Below are 18,662 nucleotides of genomic sequence, written 5' to 3'. Positions count from 1 at the left end.
GGCCCTGCCGCCCCGTGGCGCGACGTAAACGCCCGGCCCCGGACCGTGTCCACGGGGCGCTCGCGGCCACGATCACCCCCGGGTCCGTCAGAGCAGCCGGTGCATGATGTGCAGACCCACGAACCCCCTCTTCGGGTGGTCGAACCCCTCCGGCAGGGTCCCCAGAACCTCGAACCCGAGGGAGCGGTAGAGCGCGACCGCGGCTGCGTTGCCCTCCACGACCGCGTTGAACTGCATGGCACGGAACCCGGCCTTGCGCGCCCAGTCGATCGTGTACTCGCACAGGGCCCGCCCCACCCCCTTTCCGGAGTGCCGGGGGTCGACCATGTAACTGGCACTGGCGATGTGGGAACCATTGCCCATCTGGTTGTTGTTCATCTTGGCCGTGCCGAGGACACTGCCGTCCTCGGCCACCGCGACGACCGTGCGGTTCGGGGGCTTCAGGAGCCACCAGTCGACGGCGTCGGCCTCTTTGAGGTCGATGGGGTAGGTGAACGTCTCGCCTGCGGCGACGATTTCGTGGAAGAAGGGCCAGATGGCGGGCCAGTCCTCAGCGGTGGCTTCCCTGATCAACATGGTGCAAAGAATGCCTGGTCCGTGGGTCGGGAGCGAGCGGCTTCCCCCTGCCGGCGGCGCTCTGGCGAGGATGCCGGCTCCCGCGTGACCTGCGCAGGCGGAGCCGGGCCAGCAGACCTGGCGCGCCGCCACCGTCACCGCCCGCGCCGGCCCGGCCGCAGCCTTCCCGCGTGCCGCCTGCCTTTGTCCCGTCATCCCGCGTGCCGCCGTCCTGCGCGCGGCCGTCCAGCGCACCGCCTTCCTTCGCCGCGCCGTCCTGCGTGCCCGGATCCGACCGTTCGGCCGCCGTCTCCCCCAGTTCCAACAGCCCCACCGGTCCGGCCGAGGCCCGCGGCTCGTCCGTATCTCCGGGCCACCGCTCCTCGCCCGGCCGCGGGGCCGGACGCAGCTCGCGTGCGCTGTCCAGCTCCATCCCGAGGGTGACCCGTCGCCAGAGGATCTCGTCCGGTTCATCGGCGAGCATCAGCTTTGCCATGGCCTCGCGACCGGCAGCCGATCCGCCCCGGCCGAATACCGGCACGGGCCGGACCCTGCCGAAGTAGGCGCGCTCGTACGGATCGTCGACCACCTCGGCCAGCTGGACCGGGTCCAGCGCTTCCGCGACGACGGCCGCACGGGCCCAGGGGTCCTCGGCAAGGGTCAGCAGCCGCTCGATCCGGCGCGAGCGCCAGTTGCGCGCCCGGCAGTCCATGCCCGCGTCCAGCCGGCTGCGCAACCAGGGCGGGCTGTTGCCCACCAACAGTCCGGATGACCGGGCGGCCAGTCCGCCCAGCTCCTGCGCGAGATAGAGCCACACCACCGCTCGGTAGCGATTGAGGTAGAAGGCGACCGGCGTGACACAGCCCGCGCGCGCCAGCCGGGTGAAGCGGACCGGGCTGATCCCGAGCAGCCCAGCCCCTTCGGCGGTCCCCACCGTGCGCACCCGCTCCCGCAGTGCCTCCGGGAATCCGTCCTCCGACCGGAGCCGGTCGATCTCCTCCTGACCGACCCTGACCCGCCCGCCGGTCTCGCGCGCTTCCACCCGGACGATGCCCAGGTGGACGGCGAGGGCGAACTCTCCGCGCCTCAGCTCCAGTTCCGCAGCGGCCCTGCTTGCGGTGACCATGTGAACGCCGTCGTCGCGCACCGCTTCCGTCATCGACATGACGATTCTCCCCCGTGAGACCCGAATACTCTCCGTGACCACGGTAGCCCGGGAAGGGCAGCTGCCGCCCGGCCTGTGGATAACTCCCGGGCCGGGCGGCAGAGCGACCGAGCGGTCAGATCCGGTCGACCCCCACGCTCCCGTCCTGCCGTGCGGCGACACCGAGATGTTCCCCGACCCTGTTGACCAGCAGCGTCATCTCGTACGCCACCTGACCCACATCGGCCTCGGCCTCGCTCAGCACACACAGACAGCTGCCGTCCCCGGCGGCCGTCACGAAGAGCAACGCCTCGTCGAACTCCACCATCGTCTGCCGGGCCTTCCCTGCACGGAAATGCCGGCCCGATCCTCGGGCGAGACTGTGCAGTCCGGACGAGACGGCGGCCAGGTGCTCCGCGTCCTCACGAGCCAGCCCCGTGCTCGCTCCCGTCACCAGGCCGTCGTTCGACAGCACCAGGGCGTGCCGTATGTGCTTCACCCGGCTGGTGAGATCGTCAAGCAGCCAGTCGAGTCCCCTGTCCAGCGCCATTCTGTTCCTCCCCGCTCATACGTTCCCCGTGCCCCACTTGTTGCAAGCCTTACGCACCGGTCACGTACGGGCAAGCGCCCCGCTGTGCAACAGCGGGGCGGGATCCGGCCGAGTCGGCTCAGCCCACCGAGTCCAGGAGCCGTGCGGTGTGCATCCGGCCCGCGTACTCGACCATCCGGATCAGGACTTCCTTGCCTGAATCCCGGTCCCTCGCGTCGCACAGCACCACAGGCGTTCCGGGATCGAGGTCGAGGGCGCGAGACACGTCCTGTTCACCGTACGAACGAGCCCCCGCGAAGCAGTTGACGGCCACGACGAAGGGGATCCGGCGGTGCTCGAAGTAGTCGACCGCGGGAAAACAGTCCTCCAGCCGCCGGGTGTCTGCCAGGACGACCGCTCCCAGCGCGCCCTGGGAGAGTTCGTCCCAGAGGAACCAGAACCTGTCCTGACCCGGGGTGCCGAACAGGTACAGGGAGAGTCCGGACCTGATGGTGATGCGTCCGAAGTCCATGGCGACGGTCGTGGTGGTCTTCTGGGCGACGCCGTCGGTGTCGTCGACCGACTGCCCGGCCTCACTGAGGAGTTCCTCCGTACGCAGGGGCCTGATCTCGCTCACCGCGCCGACGAGCGTCGTCTTGCCGACCCCGAACCCGCCCGCGACCAGGATCTTCAGGGCCAGGGCGTCGTTCGGGGCGGCCCCGGCGGACTCGTCCCGGGGGCTGTCAGCGTGCTCGGTCGGCATGGATCACTTCTCTCACCAGTGAGCCCCAAGGCGTCGAATGCGCAGGTCAGAGTCATCTTGGGGCCTCGGATTCAGTGAATCATCGGCAGGTGTACGGCGACAGCATGGCAAACCGGCACCCGGCCCGTGGAGTGCGATCACAATTTTGGGGATGTGACTGTTTCGGGCCGTCCGCTGCCCGGAACCGCACGAATTCCGGTGTGATTGTCAGCCATTCGATTGTTCTTGGCCGATAACCACGTGTAGCCCTTCCCCGGCCCCGTGTTCCTGTTCCCGTCTCGACTGTTCTGGACCCGGCCGGTTCCGCTGCCGGCGCGTCACCGACCGTACGGCTTCGGCGCCTGCCGTACGGGCTGCGAGCGGGCCCCGGGAGCTCCGCCTCCGGCGCCTACACTGGTCGTCTCGGGTGCGAGTAGTCGGCCCACGCGGACGGGAGTACAGAAGTGTCGACAGGTGCCGACGGCGGTTTCGAGGATCCGCCCGCGGACGTGCTGGCCCAGGCGGCCGCCTCCTTCGGTCTCCTGGCGACCCCGGCCCGGCTGCACATCGTCTGGGCGTTGGCCCAGGGCGAGAGCGACGTGACCGGTCTGGCGGAGCGGGTCGGCGGCACGCTCCCCTCGGTCAGCCAGCATCTGACGAAACTCAAACTCGCCGGTCTCGTCCGCTCCCGGCGCGAAGGCCGCCGGCAGGTGTACCTGGTCGATGATCCCGATGTCGTGACGGTCGTGCGGTTGATGGTCGGCCAGCTCGCCGAGCGGGCGGGGTACCAGGCCGCGCAGCCCGTGCGTCTCCGTGAACTCGGTGCCTGAGAACGCTGCCGCCGAGGGGCCGGGACCGACCGGCGAGCAGTCGGCCGTCGTCGTGCCGATGCCAGGCGCGGCATCGGCCGGCGGTGCCGTACGGCCGTCCACCCCGCCGACCTCCCTCCAGGTGCTCCGCTCACTGGAGAGCGGGCCGCGGGGGCTGCTGGAACCGGAGGCACAGGAGCGCCTGACGCGGTTCGGCGAGAACACGCTCCCCGCCCGGCGTCCGGTCCCCTGGCCGCGGCGGTTCCTGCGCGCCCTGCGGGACCCCTTCACTTCGGTGCTGCTCTGTCTGGGGCTGGTCTCCGCCCTGGTGGATGCGTGGGGCACGGCCGCTGTGACGTCGGTGCTCGTGGTCGTCAGCTGTCTGTTGCGTTCGACCGAGGAGCACCGGGCGGACCGGGCGACGGCCGCGCTGCACGATCTGGTGGCGACGACCGCGACGGTACTGCGGCGCAACGGCCACGACGCGGTGGCTCAGGCCCGCGAACTGCCCGTGGGGGAGCTCGTGCCGGGTGATGTGATCCGGCTCGCCCCGGGCGATCTCGTCCCCGCCGATGTGCACCTGCTGCGGGCGAGCGGCCTGACCGTGTACCAGTCGGCCCTCACCGGGGAGTCCGTGCCGGTCGCGAAGCATCCCCTCGACGCGCAGGCCCTGCACGCGGCCGGGCCGCAGGACGTGCCCGATGCCGGGGACGGCGTGTTCGCGCAGCGGCAGCTGTGCTTCCAGGGCAGCAGCGTGGCGTCCGGCAGCGGTACGGCGGTGGTGGTGGCTACCGGTGGCGACACCCGGTTCGCCGCGGCGTACGACCGGTCGGCGCGCCGCCGCGGCACGAGTGCGTTCGACCGCTCGGTGCAGGGCATCTCCTGGACCCTGGTCCGGTTCATGCTCCTCACGCCGCCGCTGGTCCTGATGGCCAACGCCGCGCTGCGCGGACGAGGTCTGGAGACCTTGCCGTTCGCGGTCGCGGTCGCGGTGGGGCTGACGCCCGAGATGCTTCCCGTCATCGTCACCACGGCGCTGGCCCGCGGGGCCTCGCTGCTCGCTCGCGACCATGCGGTGATCGTGAAGCGCCTGCCCGCGCTGCACGACCTGGGCGCGATCGATGTCCTCTGCCTGGACAAGACCGGCACGCTCACCCAGGACCGTCCGGTCCTCGACCGGACGCTCGGCGCAACGGGCGCACCCGATCCCCTGGTGCTGCACTGGGCGGCCGTCAATGCCCTGTGGACGCTGCAGCTCGCCGATCTGCCGGCGCCGGACGCCCTGGACGAGGCCGTTCTGGACGCCTGGGCCCAACAGGGCGGGGCCGATGCGGCGCCGCTCCTGCCCGTCGAGGAGTACGACGCGGTGGCCGCGCTGCCCTTCGATCCGGTGCGCCGTCTCTCCACCGCGGTCATCCGTCCTCCCGGCCGGTTCACCACCCATGTCCTGGTGACGAAGGGCGCGGTGGAGGCCGTCCTGGAGCGGTGCGATCTGGACCCGGCGGAACGGGACCGGCTGGGCGCGCTCGCGGCCCGCGAGGCCGCGGACGGCCTGCGGCTGCTCGCCGTCGCCCGCACCGAGCGGCCGGCCCGGCTCGGCGCGTACACGCCGGCCGACGAGCGCGGGCTGACGTTCCTCGGTTTCGTCGCCCTGCGGGACGCGCTCACTCCGGGCGCCGCCGACGCCCTTGACGTACTGGTCCGCCGGGGTGTCGCGGTGAAGGTCCTGACCGGCGACCACCCGGGCACCGCCGCCCGCGCCTGCCGGGATCTCGGCCTGGACCCGGGGGAGGTCCTCTCCGCCGGGGAGATCGACGACCTGTCCGCCGAACGGCTCGCCGGCATCGCAGGACGGGCGACGGTCTTCGCGCGCTGCACCCCTGCGCACAAGGCCAGGATCGTCGACGCGTTGCGAGCCTCGGGGCGCACCACCGGGTTCCTCGGCGACGGTGTCAACGACCTGCCGGCCCTCCACGCGGCCGACGTCGGCATCTGTCCGCGCAACGCGGTCGATGTCGCGCGGGAGGCCGCCGACGTCGTGCTCGCCGAGAAGGACCTCGGCGCTATCGATCACGCGATCACGGCGGGCCGGCGCAGCAGCGGCACCATCGCCGCGTACCTGCGCATCACGCTCTCGTCGAACCTCGGCAATGTCATCGCGATGCTCGCCGCCGGTCTGCTGCTGCCCTTCCTGCCCATGCTGCCGACGCAGGTACTGGTCCAGAACCTGTGCTTCGACGCGGCGCAGCTCGCCTTCGCCTTCGACCGGCCCGCGTCCTCGGCCCTGAAGCGTCCGGCGGTGCTGCGCCCGCGGGACTTCCTCCGCTTCATCACCGGCTTCGGGCTGCTGAACGCCGCTGCCGACCTGGCGACCTTCGGGGTTCTCGCCCTGGCCCTGCACAGTTCGCCGGCGGACGGCCAGGCTGCCTTCCACTCCGGCTGGTTCACCGAGAACCTCCTCACCCAGGCCCTCGTGATGCTGCTCCTGCGCACCGGGCGGCGAACCGCGCAGCGCCACGGCGGCGGGCCGCTGCGGGCGGCGGCGGCCGGACTGGGGGTCGTCGGTGTGCTCCTGCCGCTCACCGCGCTCGGACCCATGCTGGGCATGGGCGCCCTGCCGCCGCTCTATTACCTGTTGCTCGCAGCCGTCCTCGCGTTGTACGCATGCGGTCTCGGATGGGCGCGCAACCGCTACGAACGGAACCGGAGGATCTAGTGACGGTGGATGCCGGCAGCACCGCCACCGGGCCGGCGGACGGCAGGCCGGCGCGGGTGCGCCGGGCAACTCCCGCCGATGTCGGAGCGCTGGTGCGCATGCGGGCCCTGATGCTCGCCGACATGGGTCTGGAGGTCGGCGACGACCGTGCTCCCTGGCGGGCGGACGCGGCGCGATGGTTCCTGGACCGGATGCCCCGGACCGACGAGTTCGCCGCGTTCCTCGTCGAGGATGCGGAACTGGGCGTGGTGGCGTGCGCGGTGGGAGCGTGCGACGCGCATGCGCCGAGTCCGTCCAATCCGAGCGGGCTGCACGGGCACGTGTCCAACGTGAGCACCGATCCCCGGCGGCGCCGGCTCGGGCATGCGCGCGCCTGCGTGGATGCGCTGCTGACCTGGTTCCGTCAGGAGACGTGTGTGACGGTGGTCGATCTGAACGCGACGGGGGACGGGGCCGGGCTGTACGCGTCGTTCGGGTTCGTACCGCCCCGGCATCCGTCGCTGCAGCTGCGGACGGCCCGGCCGCAGGCCTGAGCCGTCCGCAGCCGCCTCATCGACCCTCAGCTGCCGTCCGTCAGCCGCCCTCAGCCGTAGGAGAGGTCGCTGCACGGGTCGTCGTCGGCCGAGCGGGCCTCGTCGGCGACGGTGGACGGTACGGCGTCGGGCGTCGGTGACGCGGGGGCGGGCGAGGGGTTCGCGGCGAAGTCACTGCCCACGATCACCTGGATTCCGGCCTCGCCGGACTCCGTGGTCCGTGCACCCCCGAAGAGCCGGGCCGTCGTCGCGGCCGCGTTCTGCAGGCCGGGGCCGTAGGTGACGACGGTGCGGGCCTGGTCCTGGGAGTTCGCGGTGGCCGTGCCGGTGACGGTGAACCCGTGCGTGCTCAGGAGTTCGGCGGCCCGGGCCGCGAGTCCGGTCACCGTGGTGCCGTTGTAGACGGCCACGTCGATGCCCTCGCCCGAGACGGGTCCGGTGGGAGAGGGTGTCGCGCCGGACGCCGTCGTGCCCGGTCCCGGCGTGGGCTTCTTGGCGCCGGACGTGCCCGCGGCGTCCTGGCCGTCGATCGTGCGGTCCGCCTTCAGCGCCGCCCACAGCGCGTCGGCCTCCGGTTCCACGATGGCGACGCGTTCTCCCTCGTAACGCCAGGGCACGGTCACGAACTTGGTGTTGTGCAGGTCGATGTTCTTCATCGACATGGCGAAGGACAGCAGCTTGTCGGCCGAGCCGAGTCCCGGGTCGACGGTCATCGCGTCGGTCGCCGCGTTGGCCAGCGGCAGCAGGGTGGTGGGGTTCAGACCGCGGGACTTCACCTTCTTGACGAGGGATCCGACGAACGCCTGTTGCCTCTTGATGCGGCCTATGTCGGAGCCGTCGCCGATGCCGTGCCGCAGCCGCACGTAGTCGAGCGCGCGCTGTCCCGAAACCGTCTGGGGCCCCTTGGCGAAGACCTGCTCACCACGGGTGGGGCGCTTGGGGTTCAGGTCCTGCTGGTAGATCTCCTGCGGCAGGCACACGGACACTCCGCCGACGGCCGAGGTCAGTGCGGAGAAGCCGGCGAAGTCGATCACGACGGTGTGGTCGACGCGCAAGCCGGTGAGGTGCTCGACGGTGTTCTGGGTGCACGCCGGATTTCCCTCTGCGGTCTCCCCTACGGAGAAGGCCCCGTTGAACATGACGCGGTGCTGAGGCGTCGTCCAGTCACCACCGGGCTTCTTGCAGGCCGGGATGTCGACCAGCGAGTCCCGGGGGATGGAGACGGCGACGGCGTGCTTGTGGTCGGCGTAGACGTGCAGCAGGAACGCGGTGTCGGAGCGGCCGACCTCGCCCGTACCGCCGCCGAGTCCGCTGTTCTCGCCCGATCGGGAGTCCGACCCGATGACGAGAACGTTCTGCCCCGAGGATGAGTCGGGCGGCCGGTCACCGGAGATCCCGTCGGCACTGAACGTATCGATGCTCCCCGTGAGTTTGAGATATCCCCAGCCGACGCCGGCGACCAGCAGGACGAGGAAGGACAGCCCGATCAGCGCCGTCCGCCGCAGGCGTCCTCCCCTTTTACCGCCGGCTGCCCCCTTGTGACTGCCTGTCATCGACCACCCCGTTCGTCCGGCTTCCATGAAGGAGGACTGCCGCCGCCCCCGCATGGTTGTACAGTTGCGCAATGTAGCAAGTGTTGGTGTCCGTGTGGATCAACGGCCCCGTCCATCGTCGGTCCGATCCCCTGTCCACAAACGCCTGCTGGAAACATTGTCCGGAAGACACCTCATGAAAGGGCGTGACGCACATGCTGCGCAACGGCCTCGAACCCTGGCACCTGTTGATCGTGGCGATCGTCGTGGTGATGCTGTTCGGCTCGAAGAAGCTGCCGGACACCGCCCGCGCCCTGGGCAAATCCATGCGGATCCTGAAGAGTGAGACCAAGGCCATGAAGGAGGACGTGCCCGTGCGGACCACCGTCGGTGACTCCCGCGACCACGCCACCACTTCATGACCCGCACAACCAGGGAACCATAGGGGAAGGGCCGCCATCCTCTTCGGTGGCGGCCGAAGGAACACTGATCAACGGATCACCGGATCATTGGAGGAAGTTCATGGGTGTGACCCTGGCCAAGGGCGGCAACGTCTCCTTGTCGAAGGAGGCGCCCGGCCTGACCGCGGTGACGGTGGGCCTGGGCTGGGACGTACGGACGACGACGGGCGCCGACCACGACCTGGACGCCAGCGCGCTGCTGTGCTCGGACGCCGGCAAGGTCCTCTCGGACCAGCACTTCGTCTTCTACAACAACCTCAACAGCCCGGACGGTTCCGTCCAGCACACCGGTGACAACCTCACCGGCGAGGGTGAGGGCGACGACGAGTCCATCAACGTGGACCTGGCGGGCGTCCCCGCAAATGTCGCGAAGATCGTTTTCCCGGTCTCCATCCATGACGCGCAGAGCCGGGGTCAGAGTTTCGGCCAGGTGCGCAACGCGTTCATCCGTGTGGTGAACCGCGCCAACGGGGTGGAGCTCGCCCGTTACGACCTGAGCGAGGACGCCTCGACGGAGACCGCGATGGTGTTCGGCGAGCTCTACCGGAACGGTGCGGAGTGGAAGTTCCGCGCGGTGGGCCAGGGTTACGCATCCGGGCTGGCCGGAATCGCTTCGGACTACGGCGTCAACGTCTGACCGGTCGGACACGGCGCCCCCGCAGCACCCCTGGGCCCCGGTCCCGCCCCGTACGTCCGGGGCGGGACCGGGGCCCAGGTGCGTCACTCGGCCGTGCCGCCCCGCTCCGCTCCGGCCGCGATCCGGCTGATCCTGCTCGGCCACCAGGCCTTGGGACCGATGTCCACGACCAGGGCCGGGGCGAGGAGCGAACGCACCACCAGGGTGTCCAGCAGCACCCCGAAGGCCACGATGAACGCGATCTGGGCGAGGAACGCCAGAGGAATGACGATGAGCGCCGCGAACGTGGCCGCCAGCACCACCCCGGCCGACGTGATGACCCCACCCGTACTGACCAGCCCCCGCAGTACCCCCTGCCGCGCCCCGTGCTCCAGCGCCTCCTCCCGGACCCGTGACATCAGGAAGATGTTGTAGTCGACGCCGAGCGCCACCAGGAAGACGAATCCGTACAGCGGCACCGACGCATCCGTACCGCTGAATCCCAGGATGTGCTTGAAGACGAGCGACGAAACCCCGAGGGTCGCCAGGAAGTTGAGGCCCACGGTGGCCACCAGCAGGACGGGGATCAGCACCGACCGCAGCAGCCCCATCAGGATCAGGAGAATGATCACGAGCACCACCGGCACGATGATGCCGCGGTCCCGCTCGGCGGTCTGCTGCGTGTCGTACTGCTGGGCCGTGTAGCCGCCGACGAGCGCGTCGGCTCCCGTGACGGCGTGCACGGCGGTACGCAGACGCTGGACCGTCGCCTTGGCCGCGTCGCTGTCCGCGGCATCGTCCAGGGTCACGTCGATCCGTACCCGGCCGTCGACCACGAGGGGCGGCCCCCCGCCCGGGCTGCCGGACGCGGTGACCGGTGCCGCGTTGGCGACGCCGGGGGTTCCGGCGGCCGCGACCGTCACCTCGTCGGCACGGCCGGCCGCCGCGACGACCACGGCGGGGTTGCCGGAGCCTCCGGGAAAGTGCTTGCCCAGGGTGGCCTGGGCGGAGACCGACGGGGCGTCGTTCACGAAGATCTCGTCCAGGGGCACGCCCTGCGACTTGAGCGTCGGCGCGAACGCCGCGCAGGCGACGAGGACCAGGGTGGTGGAGATCCACACCTTGCGCGGGGACCGGTCGACGCGGCCGGCGACCCGGCGCCAGATGCCGTGGCCTCCCGGCTCCTCGTCAGCCGGGCGCGGCCTGGCGGGCCAGTAGGCGGCCCGGCCGCACAGGACCAGCACGGCGGGCAGGAACGTCAGCGTGCTCAGCACCGCGCAGACGATGCCGATGGCTCCGACCGGTCCGAGCGCACGGTTGTTCGTCAGATCACTGAGCAGCAGCGCGAGGAGACCCAGCGCCACGGTGGCCGCGCTCGCGGTGATCGCTCCGAAGGAGCGGCGGAGCGCGGCGAGGGCCGCGGCCGTCCGGTCACCGTGCCGGGCCAGTTCCTCGCGGAAGCGGGCGGTGAGGAGCAGGGCGTAGTCGGTGGCCGCCCCGATCACCAGAATGGACAGGATGCCCTGCACCTGCCCGTCCACGCGGACGACGTCGTGGTCCGCGAGGGCGTACACGACGGCGCAGGCGAGGCCCAGGGCCAGGACGGCACTGAAGATGATCAGGAACGGCAGCAGCAGACTGCGGTAGACGAGCAGCAGGATCACCAGCACCGCGGCCAGCGCCACTCCCAGGAGCAGCCCGTCGATCCCCGCGAACGCGTCCTTGAGGTCGGCCTGGCTGGCCGCGGGCCCGGCGATCTCCGCCCTCGTACCCGGCACGGAGGCGGCCGCCGTGCGGACCCGGTCGAGGGTGTCCGGCAGCGCGTCGCCCAGGTCCGAACGCAGTTGCACGACGCCGGAGAGCGCCGCACCGTCCTCGGACGGCCTCACGGCCGACGGCGCGGCGACCACACCGGGTTGCCCGGCCAGGGAGGCGAGTGCCCGGGTGGCGGACTTCTGCGCGCCGGCCGGGACCCCGCCCTTCCGGCCGGTCCACACGACGATCGCGGGCACCGTCCCCGACTTCTGGAACGCCTTCTGCGCCTCGGACACCTTGGTCGACTCGGCACTGCGCGGCAGGAACGCCGCCTGGTCGTTCGTGGCCACCTCGCCGAGCTTGCCGGCATAGGGGCCCAGCGTCCCTCCGATGCCGAGCCAGACGACGAGCAGGGCTACGGGCACCAGCCATCGGACGATGCGGTGCCGCGGTGCGGGCTTCATTGCTTCCCCATGGGTCGACGCACGACAGATATCTCTCGACTATTGATTATCTCAATGAATGAGAGATATTACTCTGGGGGTATGCCCACCGCAGACGGAGGCCCGGACAGAGACACGAGCGACGGCCCCACCGGGCTCCAGTCGTTCGCTGTCCTGCTGCGCCGGATGACCAGCGAGTTCAATCGCATCACCCATGAGTTCGCCCAGGCCCAGGGGCTCCACCCGACGGATGTGCAGGCTCTCATCGCCATCCTGGACGCCGATCACGGCGAGGCCGGCTCGGCCATGACCCCCGGAAGGCTGCGCGAGCAGCTGGACCTCACCTCGGGTGCGGTGACGGCGTGTCTGGACCGGCTGGAGCGTGCGGGTCACATCCACCGCGTCAGGGACGGCGGCGACCGCCGGGTGGTGCGCCTGCACTACGCCGCCGCGGCCAAACTGGTGGCCCGCGACTTCTTCAGACCGCTGGCTGCCGCCACCGATGCGGCCCGCAAGCAGTTCGACGAGGACGAACTCCGCGTCGTCATCCGCTTCCTGCAGGCCACGAACGACGAGCTCACGCAGCTGAGGAGCGGCCAGGGACAACCGTAGTGGGGCCGGCCCTCAGAGCGCGCGCAAGCCGTTGATCACCTCGCGGAGGATGCGTTCGTCGGGCAGTTGGGCGGGTGGCACCGGGCGGCTGACCGTCACATACCTCGATTCGAGCAGGTCGCCGAGCAGTACGCGCACCACACCGACCGGCAGGTCGGCGTCGGCGGAGAGCTCGGCGACCGACTGCGTCTCGGTCCGGCAGAGGGTGAGCAGCGTCCGGTGCTCGGGTCCCAGCAGTGCGTCCTCGCCGCTCCCTGACACGGTTTCGTCGAAGGTGACGAGCGCGATCAGGTCGAAGCGCGCGCCACCGGGGCCCGGTTCGGTCCGGCCACCGGTCATGGCGTACGGACGGACGAGCGGGCCCGCGTCGGCGTCGTACCACTGGCTGCCCGGAAGGTCATACGGGTCCGGGGCCTCCTGGCCCCCGTCGTTCCTGGACACTGCTCTCCCCGCCCCCTTCAGCCGGCTGCCGACGGGTGCTCGGCGAAGCGCGCCGGAGTACGCAGGTGCTCGCCGACCCGCTTGACGAGGCGGGCCATCTCGTAGGCGACCAGGCCGATGTCGGCGAACGCCGTGCTGAGCACGGCGAGGCACGACCCCTCCCCCGCGGCGGCCACGAACAGGAATCCGTCGTCCATCTCGACCATCGTCTGACGTACGTCTCCCGCCCTGAAGTGCCGTCCCGCACCCTTGGCGAGGCTGTGGAATCCCGAGGCGACGGCGGCGAGGTGCTCGGCGTCCTCGCGGCTCAGCGCGCTGGACGCCCCGACCGCGAGCCCGTCGCCGGAGAGCACGACGGCGTGCCGGACCTCGCCGACGCGGGTCACCAGATCGTCCAGCAGCCAGTCGAGTTCACCGGATCGGCGGGGCACCCCGGTCCTCTCGTTCGCGATCATGCGGGGTCTCCTTCGCTGAGCGGGCGGGATTCGGTGGTGCCGGGGAGTGTCGCCGGGGCTCCCGGGGCGGCGCCGCCGCCGCGCACCCAGCCGGCCCGGTAGGCGGTCATCCGGTCCCTGGCCTGTTCGGGGGTGCGGTGCGCGGCCGTGTCCTCGGCGGGTCCGCCGGCACGCGGCGGTTCGGGTCGCGGTTCCTCGCGCAGTTGGGGTACGAGACTGGCCTGCCGCACCCTGCGGGGCAGGGTCTCGTCGTCATCCTTCGCTCCGGCAGGTGGCTGCGGCGCCGGCCCGGTCTCGTCCTTGCCCTCCGCCCGGCGGGGGCGCAGCGAGGTCACCTGGGCCGTGGGGCCCGTGCGGGACTCCAGCGCCTGGACCGCGACAGGCGCGGGGAAGGCCGTGTTCTGGGGCCGTACGGCACGGGGGCCCGGTCCGAAGGAGGTGCGCTCGGACGTGTCCCGGCGTTCTACGGAGGCCTTCTGCGGCGCTTCCTGCTCCTCGGCCGGCGGCAGTGCGGTCTGCAGCAGCGCCGTCGGCAGCAGGACGACCGCCGTGGTGCCGCCGTACGGAGAGGTGCGCAGCTGGACCTTGATCCGGTGCCGTACGGCGAGCCGGCTGACGACGAACAGGCCGAGCCGGTCGCTGTCGAACAGGTCGAGCGCCTCCGCCTGCTCGATGCGGCGGTTGGCCTCGCCGAGCAGTTCGGCTCCCATGCCGAGGCCGCGGTCCTCGATCTCCAGGGCGTAGCCGTTGCCCACGGGCTCGCCCGTGATGCGCACCTTGGTGTGCGGGGGTGAGAACTGCGCGGCGTTCTCCACCAGTTCGGCGAGCAGATGGGTGAGGTCGGCGACTGCCGTGCCCTTCACCGCGGCGTCGGGCAGCCGGCTGACCTCCACCCGGGCGTAGTCCTCGATCTCGGAGACGGCCGCGCGCACGACGTTGGTCAGGGACACCGGCATGCGCCAGGCCCGGCCGGGCGCGGCGCCGGACAGGATGATGAGGCTCTCGGCGTGCCGGCGCATCCGGGTGGTGAGGTGGTCGAGGCGGAAGAGGTCGCTCAGCTCGTCGGGGTCGTCGGCCCGGCGTTCCATGCTGTCCAGGAGGTTGAGCTGGCGGTGGACCAGCACCTGGCTGCGTCGGGCGAGGTTGACGAAGACGCCGGAGATCCCGTCCGCGAGCTCGGCCCGTTCGACGGCGGCACTGAGTGCGGCCCGGTGGACGGTGCCGAGAGCCTCGCCGACCTGGCCGATCTCGTCCTGCGAGGCGAGCCCCGGCGGGGCCTCGGCCCGGATGTCGAGCTCTTCGCCCGCCCGCAGCCGCTGCATGGCCAGGGGCAGTTTGCGCCGGGCGATCTCCAGGGCGCTGTTGCGGAGGCTGACCAGTTCCACGACGAGCGCGCGCCCGATGCGTACGGAGATCACGAGGGAGGCGGCGACGGCGACGCAGCCGAAGATCACGGCGGCGCCGGACGGGCTGAGCAGTCCGTGGGCGAGCGGGTCCGCACGGTCGGCGGCTCGTTCTCCGGCGCCGACCGTGATGCTGTGCAGTTCGCCGCGGACGTCGTCGGCGGCGCGCTGCCAGTCGGTGGCGGACACGGCCCGGGCGGCGTCGCTGCCGGGGGCCGCCGTGAGCACCTCGTCCTCGGCGGTCTGGACGGAGCGGTAGGCGGGCCGTGCGGTGAACTCCCGCCAGGCGGCGCGTTCGGTGGCGGGCAGGTCAGCGCCCGCGGTCTCGGTGAGGCTGCGCCGGGTGTCGACCGCGCCGGTGAACAGCCGCAGGGGGCGGTCCTTCAGGGTGCCGACGCGTGCGGCGGTGGCCATCAGGGCGTCCTCGCGGGCCAGCATCTCGTCGGCGCGGGCAAGTTCGAGCAGAACGCGGGCGTCGGAACCGAGGGCGTCGTCCTGGATGCCGGTGAGGGCGCCGGAGACGGCGAAGGCGGCGCTGAGCGTCGAGGTGTAGCGGTCGTACACAGCACCCTCGTCACCGTCGGCGCTCTTGCGGTTCCCCTCGTCCCCTCGCAGGTCCTGGGTGAGGACCAGGAAGCGGCCGAGCCGGCCGGCCACTCCCCCGGGCAGGTTGCCGGTGTCGGCGACTGTGTGACCGTCGTCGAGCCGCAGTGCGTCAAGAGCGGTGTCGGTTCGCCCGGCGCGTTCCTCCAGGGCGGAGGCGTGTGCGCTGCCGGGGTCGGCTGCCTGGAGCATGGCCGCCTTGCGTTCGTTCTGCAGTGCCGCGACCGCCGCCGCGACCGGCGCCCTGACCTCTTCGTCGACGCGCTGCAACTGCCGCAGCCGTGCCACGTCCTGGGCGGTGGACACCGTGGCGAAGCCCCAGAGGGCGAGCAGGGAGACGACGGGCAGCATGAGCAGCGAGATGATCTTCGCGCGCACGGTCCTGGGGCGCAATGTCCGACGCCCGCGAGGGGCGCGTATGCCATGCGTGGGCAGCGGGCCGTCGTGCTCGGCGCTCTCGTCGGCCGGCGGTCCGGCGTGCGCGCGGCGGCCTCGGGCCGGCGGAGCCGACGGGGTGGCGGGCCGGGCGTCGGAGGCACCGGGGTCCGGGGTCGTGCGGGGTGGGCGCATGGCCTCCTCGTTCCGGGTCGGGGCTGGGCGGGCTGGGCGGCTGGTGGGGCGGGCCGGGCCGTTCGTCAACGGGTGCCGGCGGGTGAGCCGGTGCCGACGGGTGGCGCGTCGGGGCTGGGCGCGGCGCGTCGGGGCCGGAGGTCAGGGCCTCGGCCGACAGGTCCGGGCGCAGCCGCTTCGGTGGTCTGCACATGCTCGGCATGGGCGTACGCGGCGCGTTCCGGCGCGGTCGGGGAAAGCGCCACGAACGCCGAGGTGAGGAAGAGGTAGGAGCCGAGCCCTACGGCGAGCGGGAAGATGAACTGCATCGCGGTGGCCCCGTGGAGCGCGGCTCCCGAGGGCGTCACCTGCACGGTCACGGCCAGCATTCCGGTGTAGTGCATGCTGCTGACCGCCGCTCCCATGACGAGGGAGGCGAGGGCGACGGCGCGGGTCGACCGGATGTTGAGCGCGGCCCAGAGAGCGGCCGTCGCGGCGATGACCGCGATGACGACGGAGAGGAGAACCTTCAGTGGGTCGTAGTGGACGGTGCCGTGCAGCCGGAGTGCCGCCATGCCGAGGTAGTGCATGCTGGCGACGCCGATCCCGGTGGCGAACCCGCCGAGCAGCAGCGCCCTGGTCGGGTCGCGGCTGTAGCCGACGGCGAAGACACCGCCGCCGACCACCACCATGGCGCCGAGCAGGCTGAGGAAGGTCAGCGGCACGTTGTAGCGGATGTCGGTCCCGTAGACGCCGAAGCCGAGCATCGCGACGAAGTGCATGGTCCAGATGCCCGAGCCGATGGCCGATGCGGCTGTGATCAGCCAGTTGCGGCGCGAGCGCCCGGTCGTGTCGAGCGCACGCACGGTGCAGCTCAGGCCGAGCGCGGCGCCGATGCAGGCCATCGCGTACGACAGCAGAGGTGTCAGCCAGCCGAAGGCGGCGTGGTCCAGGTGTCCCATGACTCGGGGACGCTAGTCGCGCCGGGGCGCGCGCCTGGGGCGCATTCGAAAGCTGCCGAAATATGACAGAGAGATGTTCCCGAACGATCGGAGCGTGGTCGAACATGTGCATCGATCCACGACGTTTCGTTCGGTCGATGGCTGCGCGATCATGTCCGTATGGCCGATGACCACACACACGTCCAGGAGTTCTTCGCCGCTCGCGCCGCGGACTGGGACACGCGCTTTCCCGACGACGGCCCGGCCTTCGCCACCGCGGTCGCCGCGTTGGGGCTCCGCCCCGGCGATGCCGTTCTCGACGCGGGATGCGGTACGGGGCGGGCGATGCCGGCCCTGCGGGCGGCTGTCGGGCCCGGGGGCACCGTGCTGGGCGCCGACCTCACCGCGGCCATGCTGCAGTCGGCGGTGCGCGCGGGGCGCGGCAGCAGCGGGCCGCTGATCCAGGCCGATGTCGCCCTGCTGCCGCTGCGGCCCGGTGCCCTGGACGCGGTGTTCGCGGCCGGGCTGATCTCGCACCTGCACCGGCCGGGCCCCGACCTGGCCGAACTGGCCCGGGTGGTGCGGCCGGGCGGGCTGCTGGCGCTGTTCCACCCCATCGGCAGGGCGGCACTGGCCGCGCGGCACGGCCGGCAGATCACCGACCGCGACCTGCGGGCCGAGCCGAACCTCGGCCCCCTGCTGGCCCGTTGGGGCTGGCGTCTGACTTCGTACGCCGATGAGGACAGCCGCTTCCTCGCGCTGGCCGAACGCACCGGGTGACGCGGGCGGCGCGGCGTGCCGCCTCCTAGGGCCTTTCGTTTGGATCAGGCCGGACCCCGCGAGCCCGGCATGATCCAAACGGAAGGCCCTAGGTCACCCGGCCTCGGCGTCCGGGCGGCGAAGGTGCGGAACCGGGCAGCCGCCGACGCCCGGTGTGGGGAAGGTGCCGAGCGCGGCCACCTCGTACCCGTCCGGGTACCCCTTGATCTCCGGGTTCTGCCGGGCGTAGTGGGGCCGGGAGCGCGGCGGCAGCAGGCGGACCGTGCGGGCTCTCAGGCGCAGGGCGCCTCGGGTGAGTACGCGGGCTGCGGCGCTCGGCTGTCCGTAGCGGAAGGCCCGCAGCAGCGAGTCGTCGAGGAGGGCGAGGCTCGCGCCGCGCACGAGCGGCGCGAGAGGGCGCGGATACCAGGAGGCCATCAGCTCCAGCGTCGCGTCCGACACCGAGCGCGCCCCTTCGTCCCAGCCGAAGTGAACCTCCTCGTAGGCGTCGAGGGTGCGCTCGAAGTCCTCGTACGTCTGCGGCAGGTCCTTGATCCCCATGTGCGCGCCCAGCGTCCGGTAGTAGGCGGCGCAAGCCCGCAGTTCGTGGCCGGAGAGCCGGCGCCAGCCGTAGGCGTCGAGCCATCGCTTCGGGGTGACGACGAAGGTGCACAGCACGTAGCGCATGTCGTCGTTGCTGATGTCGAAGCTGTTGTGCATCCGGTTGATCCGGCGGATGGCCGTACGTCCCGGCTCGCTGTCGAAGCCGTGCTCGACGACGGTGTCGAGCAGCAGCGCGGTGTCGTCGTAACGCTTCTGTGAACGGTCCGTCAGTTCGGCTGTCCGCGCGAGGAGCCGACCGATGCTGGGGACTGCATACGTGCGGTACAGCGCCAGTTCGAGGGCGCGGGTGATGTCCCAGGGGAACTCGTACGTCGCCGTGATGCGGTAGATCTCCAGGAAGTCCCGCTCCGGATCGAGGCGTTGGATGTCCTTCAGCCGGTCGTAACGCTTCACCGCACCGTCCCCCTTGTCCAGGTCGAGTGTCCCAGCGTACGTGCGGG

The 18,662-nt window shown here is 71.5% G+C and carries 18 protein-coding genes; 7 read left to right on the top strand and 11 right to left on the bottom strand.

The genetic code is table 11. The annotated features are described in order from the left end of the window. Window positions 1–87: 87 nt before the first annotated feature. The 4 genes from ACIBJG_RS31120 to ACIBJG_RS31105 form a co-directional block, all read right to left on the bottom strand. Window positions 88–576 (bottom strand): GNAT family N-acetyltransferase, encoded by a 489-nt coding sequence (locus ACIBJG_RS31120; protein ID WP_399312539.1) that lies wholly within the window; start codon window positions 574–576, stop codon window positions 88–90. Next, complete coding sequence (locus ACIBJG_RS31115) at window positions 551–1,720, bottom strand: DUF6397 family protein (RefSeq protein WP_399312537.1); 1,170 nt, start codon at window positions 1,718–1,720, stop codon at window positions 551–553. The genes ACIBJG_RS31120 and ACIBJG_RS31115 overlap by 26 nt, the downstream gene beginning before the upstream one ends. 115 nt (window positions 1,721–1,835) lie before the next feature. Next, window positions 1,836–2,249 carry a roadblock/LC7 domain-containing protein gene (locus ACIBJG_RS31110; protein ID WP_399312534.1) on the bottom strand — a complete coding sequence of 138 codons (414 nt, stop codon included), beginning with the start codon at window positions 2,247–2,249 and terminating at the stop codon, window positions 1,836–1,838. Window positions 2,250–2,367: 118 nt separating this feature from the next. Further along, window positions 2,368–2,991 (bottom strand): GTP-binding protein, encoded by a 624-nt coding sequence (locus tag ACIBJG_RS31105; protein ID WP_399312532.1) that lies wholly within the window; start codon window positions 2,989–2,991, stop codon window positions 2,368–2,370. A gap of 443 nt (window positions 2,992–3,434) precedes the next feature. Between ACIBJG_RS31105 and ACIBJG_RS31100 the strand changes: the two genes are divergently transcribed. From ACIBJG_RS31100 to ACIBJG_RS31090, 3 genes are read left to right on the top strand one after another with little or no spacing between them, the layout of a single operon-like run. Beyond that, window positions 3,435–3,800: an ArsR/SmtB family transcription factor gene (locus ACIBJG_RS31100; RefSeq protein WP_399312530.1), complete on the top strand. Its 366-nt coding sequence runs from the start codon at window positions 3,435–3,437 to the stop codon at window positions 3,798–3,800. Further along, complete coding sequence (mgtA, locus tag ACIBJG_RS31095) at window positions 3,784–6,495, top strand: magnesium-translocating P-type ATPase (protein ID WP_399312529.1); 2,712 nt, start codon at window positions 3,784–3,786, stop codon at window positions 6,493–6,495. The genes ACIBJG_RS31100 and mgtA overlap by 17 nt, the downstream gene beginning before the upstream one ends. A gap of 5 nt (window positions 6,496–6,500) precedes the next feature. After that, complete coding sequence (locus tag ACIBJG_RS31090) at window positions 6,501–7,028, top strand: GNAT family N-acetyltransferase (RefSeq protein WP_399312528.1); 528 nt, start codon at window positions 6,501–6,503, stop codon at window positions 7,026–7,028. 50 nt (window positions 7,029–7,078) lie between these two features. On the opposite strand, the gene ACIBJG_RS31085 is transcribed toward ACIBJG_RS31090, so the two are convergent. Next, window positions 7,079–8,581: an LCP family protein gene (locus tag ACIBJG_RS31085; protein ID WP_399312527.1), complete on the bottom strand. Its 1,503-nt coding sequence runs from the start codon at window positions 8,579–8,581 to the stop codon at window positions 7,079–7,081. A gap of 194 nt (window positions 8,582–8,775) precedes the next feature. Here ACIBJG_RS31085 and tatA point away from each other — a divergent pair, with 194 nt between their 5' ends. Both tatA and ACIBJG_RS31075 read left to right on the top strand, forming a co-directional pair. After that, window positions 8,776–8,982 carry a Sec-independent protein translocase subunit TatA gene (tatA, locus tag ACIBJG_RS31080; RefSeq protein WP_399312624.1) on the top strand — a complete coding sequence of 69 codons (207 nt, stop codon included), beginning with the start codon at window positions 8,776–8,778 and terminating at the stop codon, window positions 8,980–8,982. A 100-nt stretch (window positions 8,983–9,082) separates the two neighbouring features. Continuing rightward, window positions 9,083–9,658 (top strand): TerD family protein, encoded by a 576-nt coding sequence (locus ACIBJG_RS31075; RefSeq protein ID WP_399312525.1) that lies wholly within the window; start codon window positions 9,083–9,085, stop codon window positions 9,656–9,658. 83 nt (window positions 9,659–9,741) lie between these two features. Here ACIBJG_RS31075 and ACIBJG_RS31070 read toward each other — a convergent pair whose 3' ends face one another. Further along, complete coding sequence (locus ACIBJG_RS31070; RefSeq protein WP_399312524.1) at window positions 9,742–11,856, bottom strand: MMPL family transporter; 2,115 nt, start codon at window positions 11,854–11,856, stop codon at window positions 9,742–9,744. Window positions 11,857–11,937: 81 nt separating this feature from the next. Here ACIBJG_RS31070 and ACIBJG_RS31065 point away from each other — a divergent pair, with 81 nt between their 5' ends. Continuing rightward, window positions 11,938–12,447, top strand: coding sequence for a MarR family winged helix-turn-helix transcriptional regulator (locus ACIBJG_RS31065; protein WP_399312522.1), 510 nt, complete (start codon window positions 11,938–11,940; stop codon window positions 12,445–12,447). 12 nt (window positions 12,448–12,459) lie between these two features. Here ACIBJG_RS31065 and ACIBJG_RS31060 read toward each other — a convergent pair whose 3' ends face one another. From ACIBJG_RS31060 to ACIBJG_RS31045, 4 genes are all read right to left on the bottom strand, one after another. Beyond that, window positions 12,460–12,888 carry a DUF742 domain-containing protein gene (locus ACIBJG_RS31060; protein ID WP_399312521.1) on the bottom strand — a complete coding sequence of 143 codons (429 nt, stop codon included), beginning with the start codon at window positions 12,886–12,888 and terminating at the stop codon, window positions 12,460–12,462. A 17-nt stretch (window positions 12,889–12,905) separates the two neighbouring features. Then, complete coding sequence (locus ACIBJG_RS31055) at window positions 12,906–13,343, bottom strand: roadblock/LC7 domain-containing protein (RefSeq protein WP_359080229.1); 438 nt, start codon at window positions 13,341–13,343, stop codon at window positions 12,906–12,908. Continuing rightward, window positions 13,340–15,919 carry a nitrate- and nitrite sensing domain-containing protein gene (locus tag ACIBJG_RS31050; RefSeq protein ID WP_399312518.1) on the bottom strand — a complete coding sequence of 860 codons (2,580 nt, stop codon included), beginning with the start codon at window positions 15,917–15,919 and terminating at the stop codon, window positions 13,340–13,342. Before ACIBJG_RS31050 ends, ACIBJG_RS31055 begins: the two co-directional genes overlap by 4 nt. Window positions 15,920–15,984: 65 nt before the next feature. Beyond that, window positions 15,985–16,860 carry an MHYT domain-containing protein gene (locus ACIBJG_RS31045; RefSeq protein WP_399312516.1) on the bottom strand — a complete coding sequence of 292 codons (876 nt, stop codon included), beginning with the start codon at window positions 16,858–16,860 and terminating at the stop codon, window positions 15,985–15,987. 159 nt (window positions 16,861–17,019) lie between these two features. Between ACIBJG_RS31045 and ACIBJG_RS31040 the strand changes: the two genes are divergently transcribed. Next, window positions 17,020–17,619: a class I SAM-dependent methyltransferase gene (locus ACIBJG_RS31040; RefSeq protein WP_399312514.1), complete on the top strand. Its 600-nt coding sequence runs from the start codon at window positions 17,020–17,022 to the stop codon at window positions 17,617–17,619. A 93-nt stretch (window positions 17,620–17,712) separates the two neighbouring features. Here the strand turns inward: ACIBJG_RS31040 and ACIBJG_RS31035 are convergent, their stop codons facing one another. Continuing rightward, entirely contained in the window at window positions 17,713–18,615 is a 903-nt protein-coding gene (locus tag ACIBJG_RS31035; RefSeq protein ID WP_399312512.1) for an oxygenase MpaB family protein, read from the bottom strand. Window positions 18,616–18,662 lie beyond the last annotated feature (47 nt).

Origin of the sequence: Streptomyces sp. NPDC050422 (assembly GCF_044458665.1) — a bacterium.
Classification (GTDB): Bacteria; Actinomycetota; Actinomycetes; order Streptomycetales; family Streptomycetaceae; genus Streptomyces.
Note: the sequence above shows the minus strand (reverse complement) of the source record. Positions and strands in the feature narration are given on the sequence as shown.

Bases quoted from the DNA above. Each gene is read 5' to 3' on its own strand.
- ACIBJG_RS31120 (WP_399312539.1), bottom strand. From the start codon at position 576: ATGTTGATCAGGGAAGCCACCGCTGAGGACTGGCCCGCCATCTGGCCC.
- ACIBJG_RS31115 (WP_399312537.1), bottom strand. From the start codon at position 1,720: ATGTCGATGACGGAAGCGGTGCGCGACGACGGCGTTCACATGGTCACC.
- ACIBJG_RS31110 (WP_399312534.1), bottom strand. From the start codon at position 2,249: ATGGCGCTGGACAGGGGACTCGACTGGCTGCTTGACGATCTCACCAGC.
- ACIBJG_RS31105 (WP_399312532.1), bottom strand. From the start codon at position 2,991: ATGCCGACCGAGCACGCTGACAGCCCCCGGGACGAGTCCGCCGGGGCC.
- ACIBJG_RS31085 (WP_399312527.1), bottom strand. From the start codon at position 8,581: ATGACAGGCAGTCACAAGGGGGCAGCCGGCGGTAAAAGGGGAGGACGC.
- tatA (WP_399312624.1), top strand. From the start codon at position 8,776: ATGCTGCGCAACGGCCTCGAACCCTGGCACCTGTTGATCGTGGCGATC.
- ACIBJG_RS31075 (WP_399312525.1), top strand. From the start codon at position 9,083: ATGGGTGTGACCCTGGCCAAGGGCGGCAACGTCTCCTTGTCGAAGGAG.
- ACIBJG_RS31070 (WP_399312524.1), bottom strand. From the start codon at position 11,856: ATGAAGCCCGCACCGCGGCACCGCATCGTCCGATGGCTGGTGCCCGTA.
- ACIBJG_RS31065 (WP_399312522.1), top strand. From the start codon at position 11,938: ATGCCCACCGCAGACGGAGGCCCGGACAGAGACACGAGCGACGGCCCC.
- ACIBJG_RS31055 (WP_359080229.1), bottom strand. From the start codon at position 13,343: ATGATCGCGAACGAGAGGACCGGGGTGCCCCGCCGATCCGGTGAACTC.
- ACIBJG_RS31050 (WP_399312518.1), bottom strand. From the start codon at position 15,919: ATGCGCCCACCCCGCACGACCCCGGACCCCGGTGCCTCCGACGCCCGG.
- ACIBJG_RS31045 (WP_399312516.1), bottom strand. From the start codon at position 16,860: ATGGGACACCTGGACCACGCCGCCTTCGGCTGGCTGACACCTCTGCTG.
- ACIBJG_RS31040 (WP_399312514.1), top strand. From the start codon at position 17,020: ATGGCCGATGACCACACACACGTCCAGGAGTTCTTCGCCGCTCGCGCC.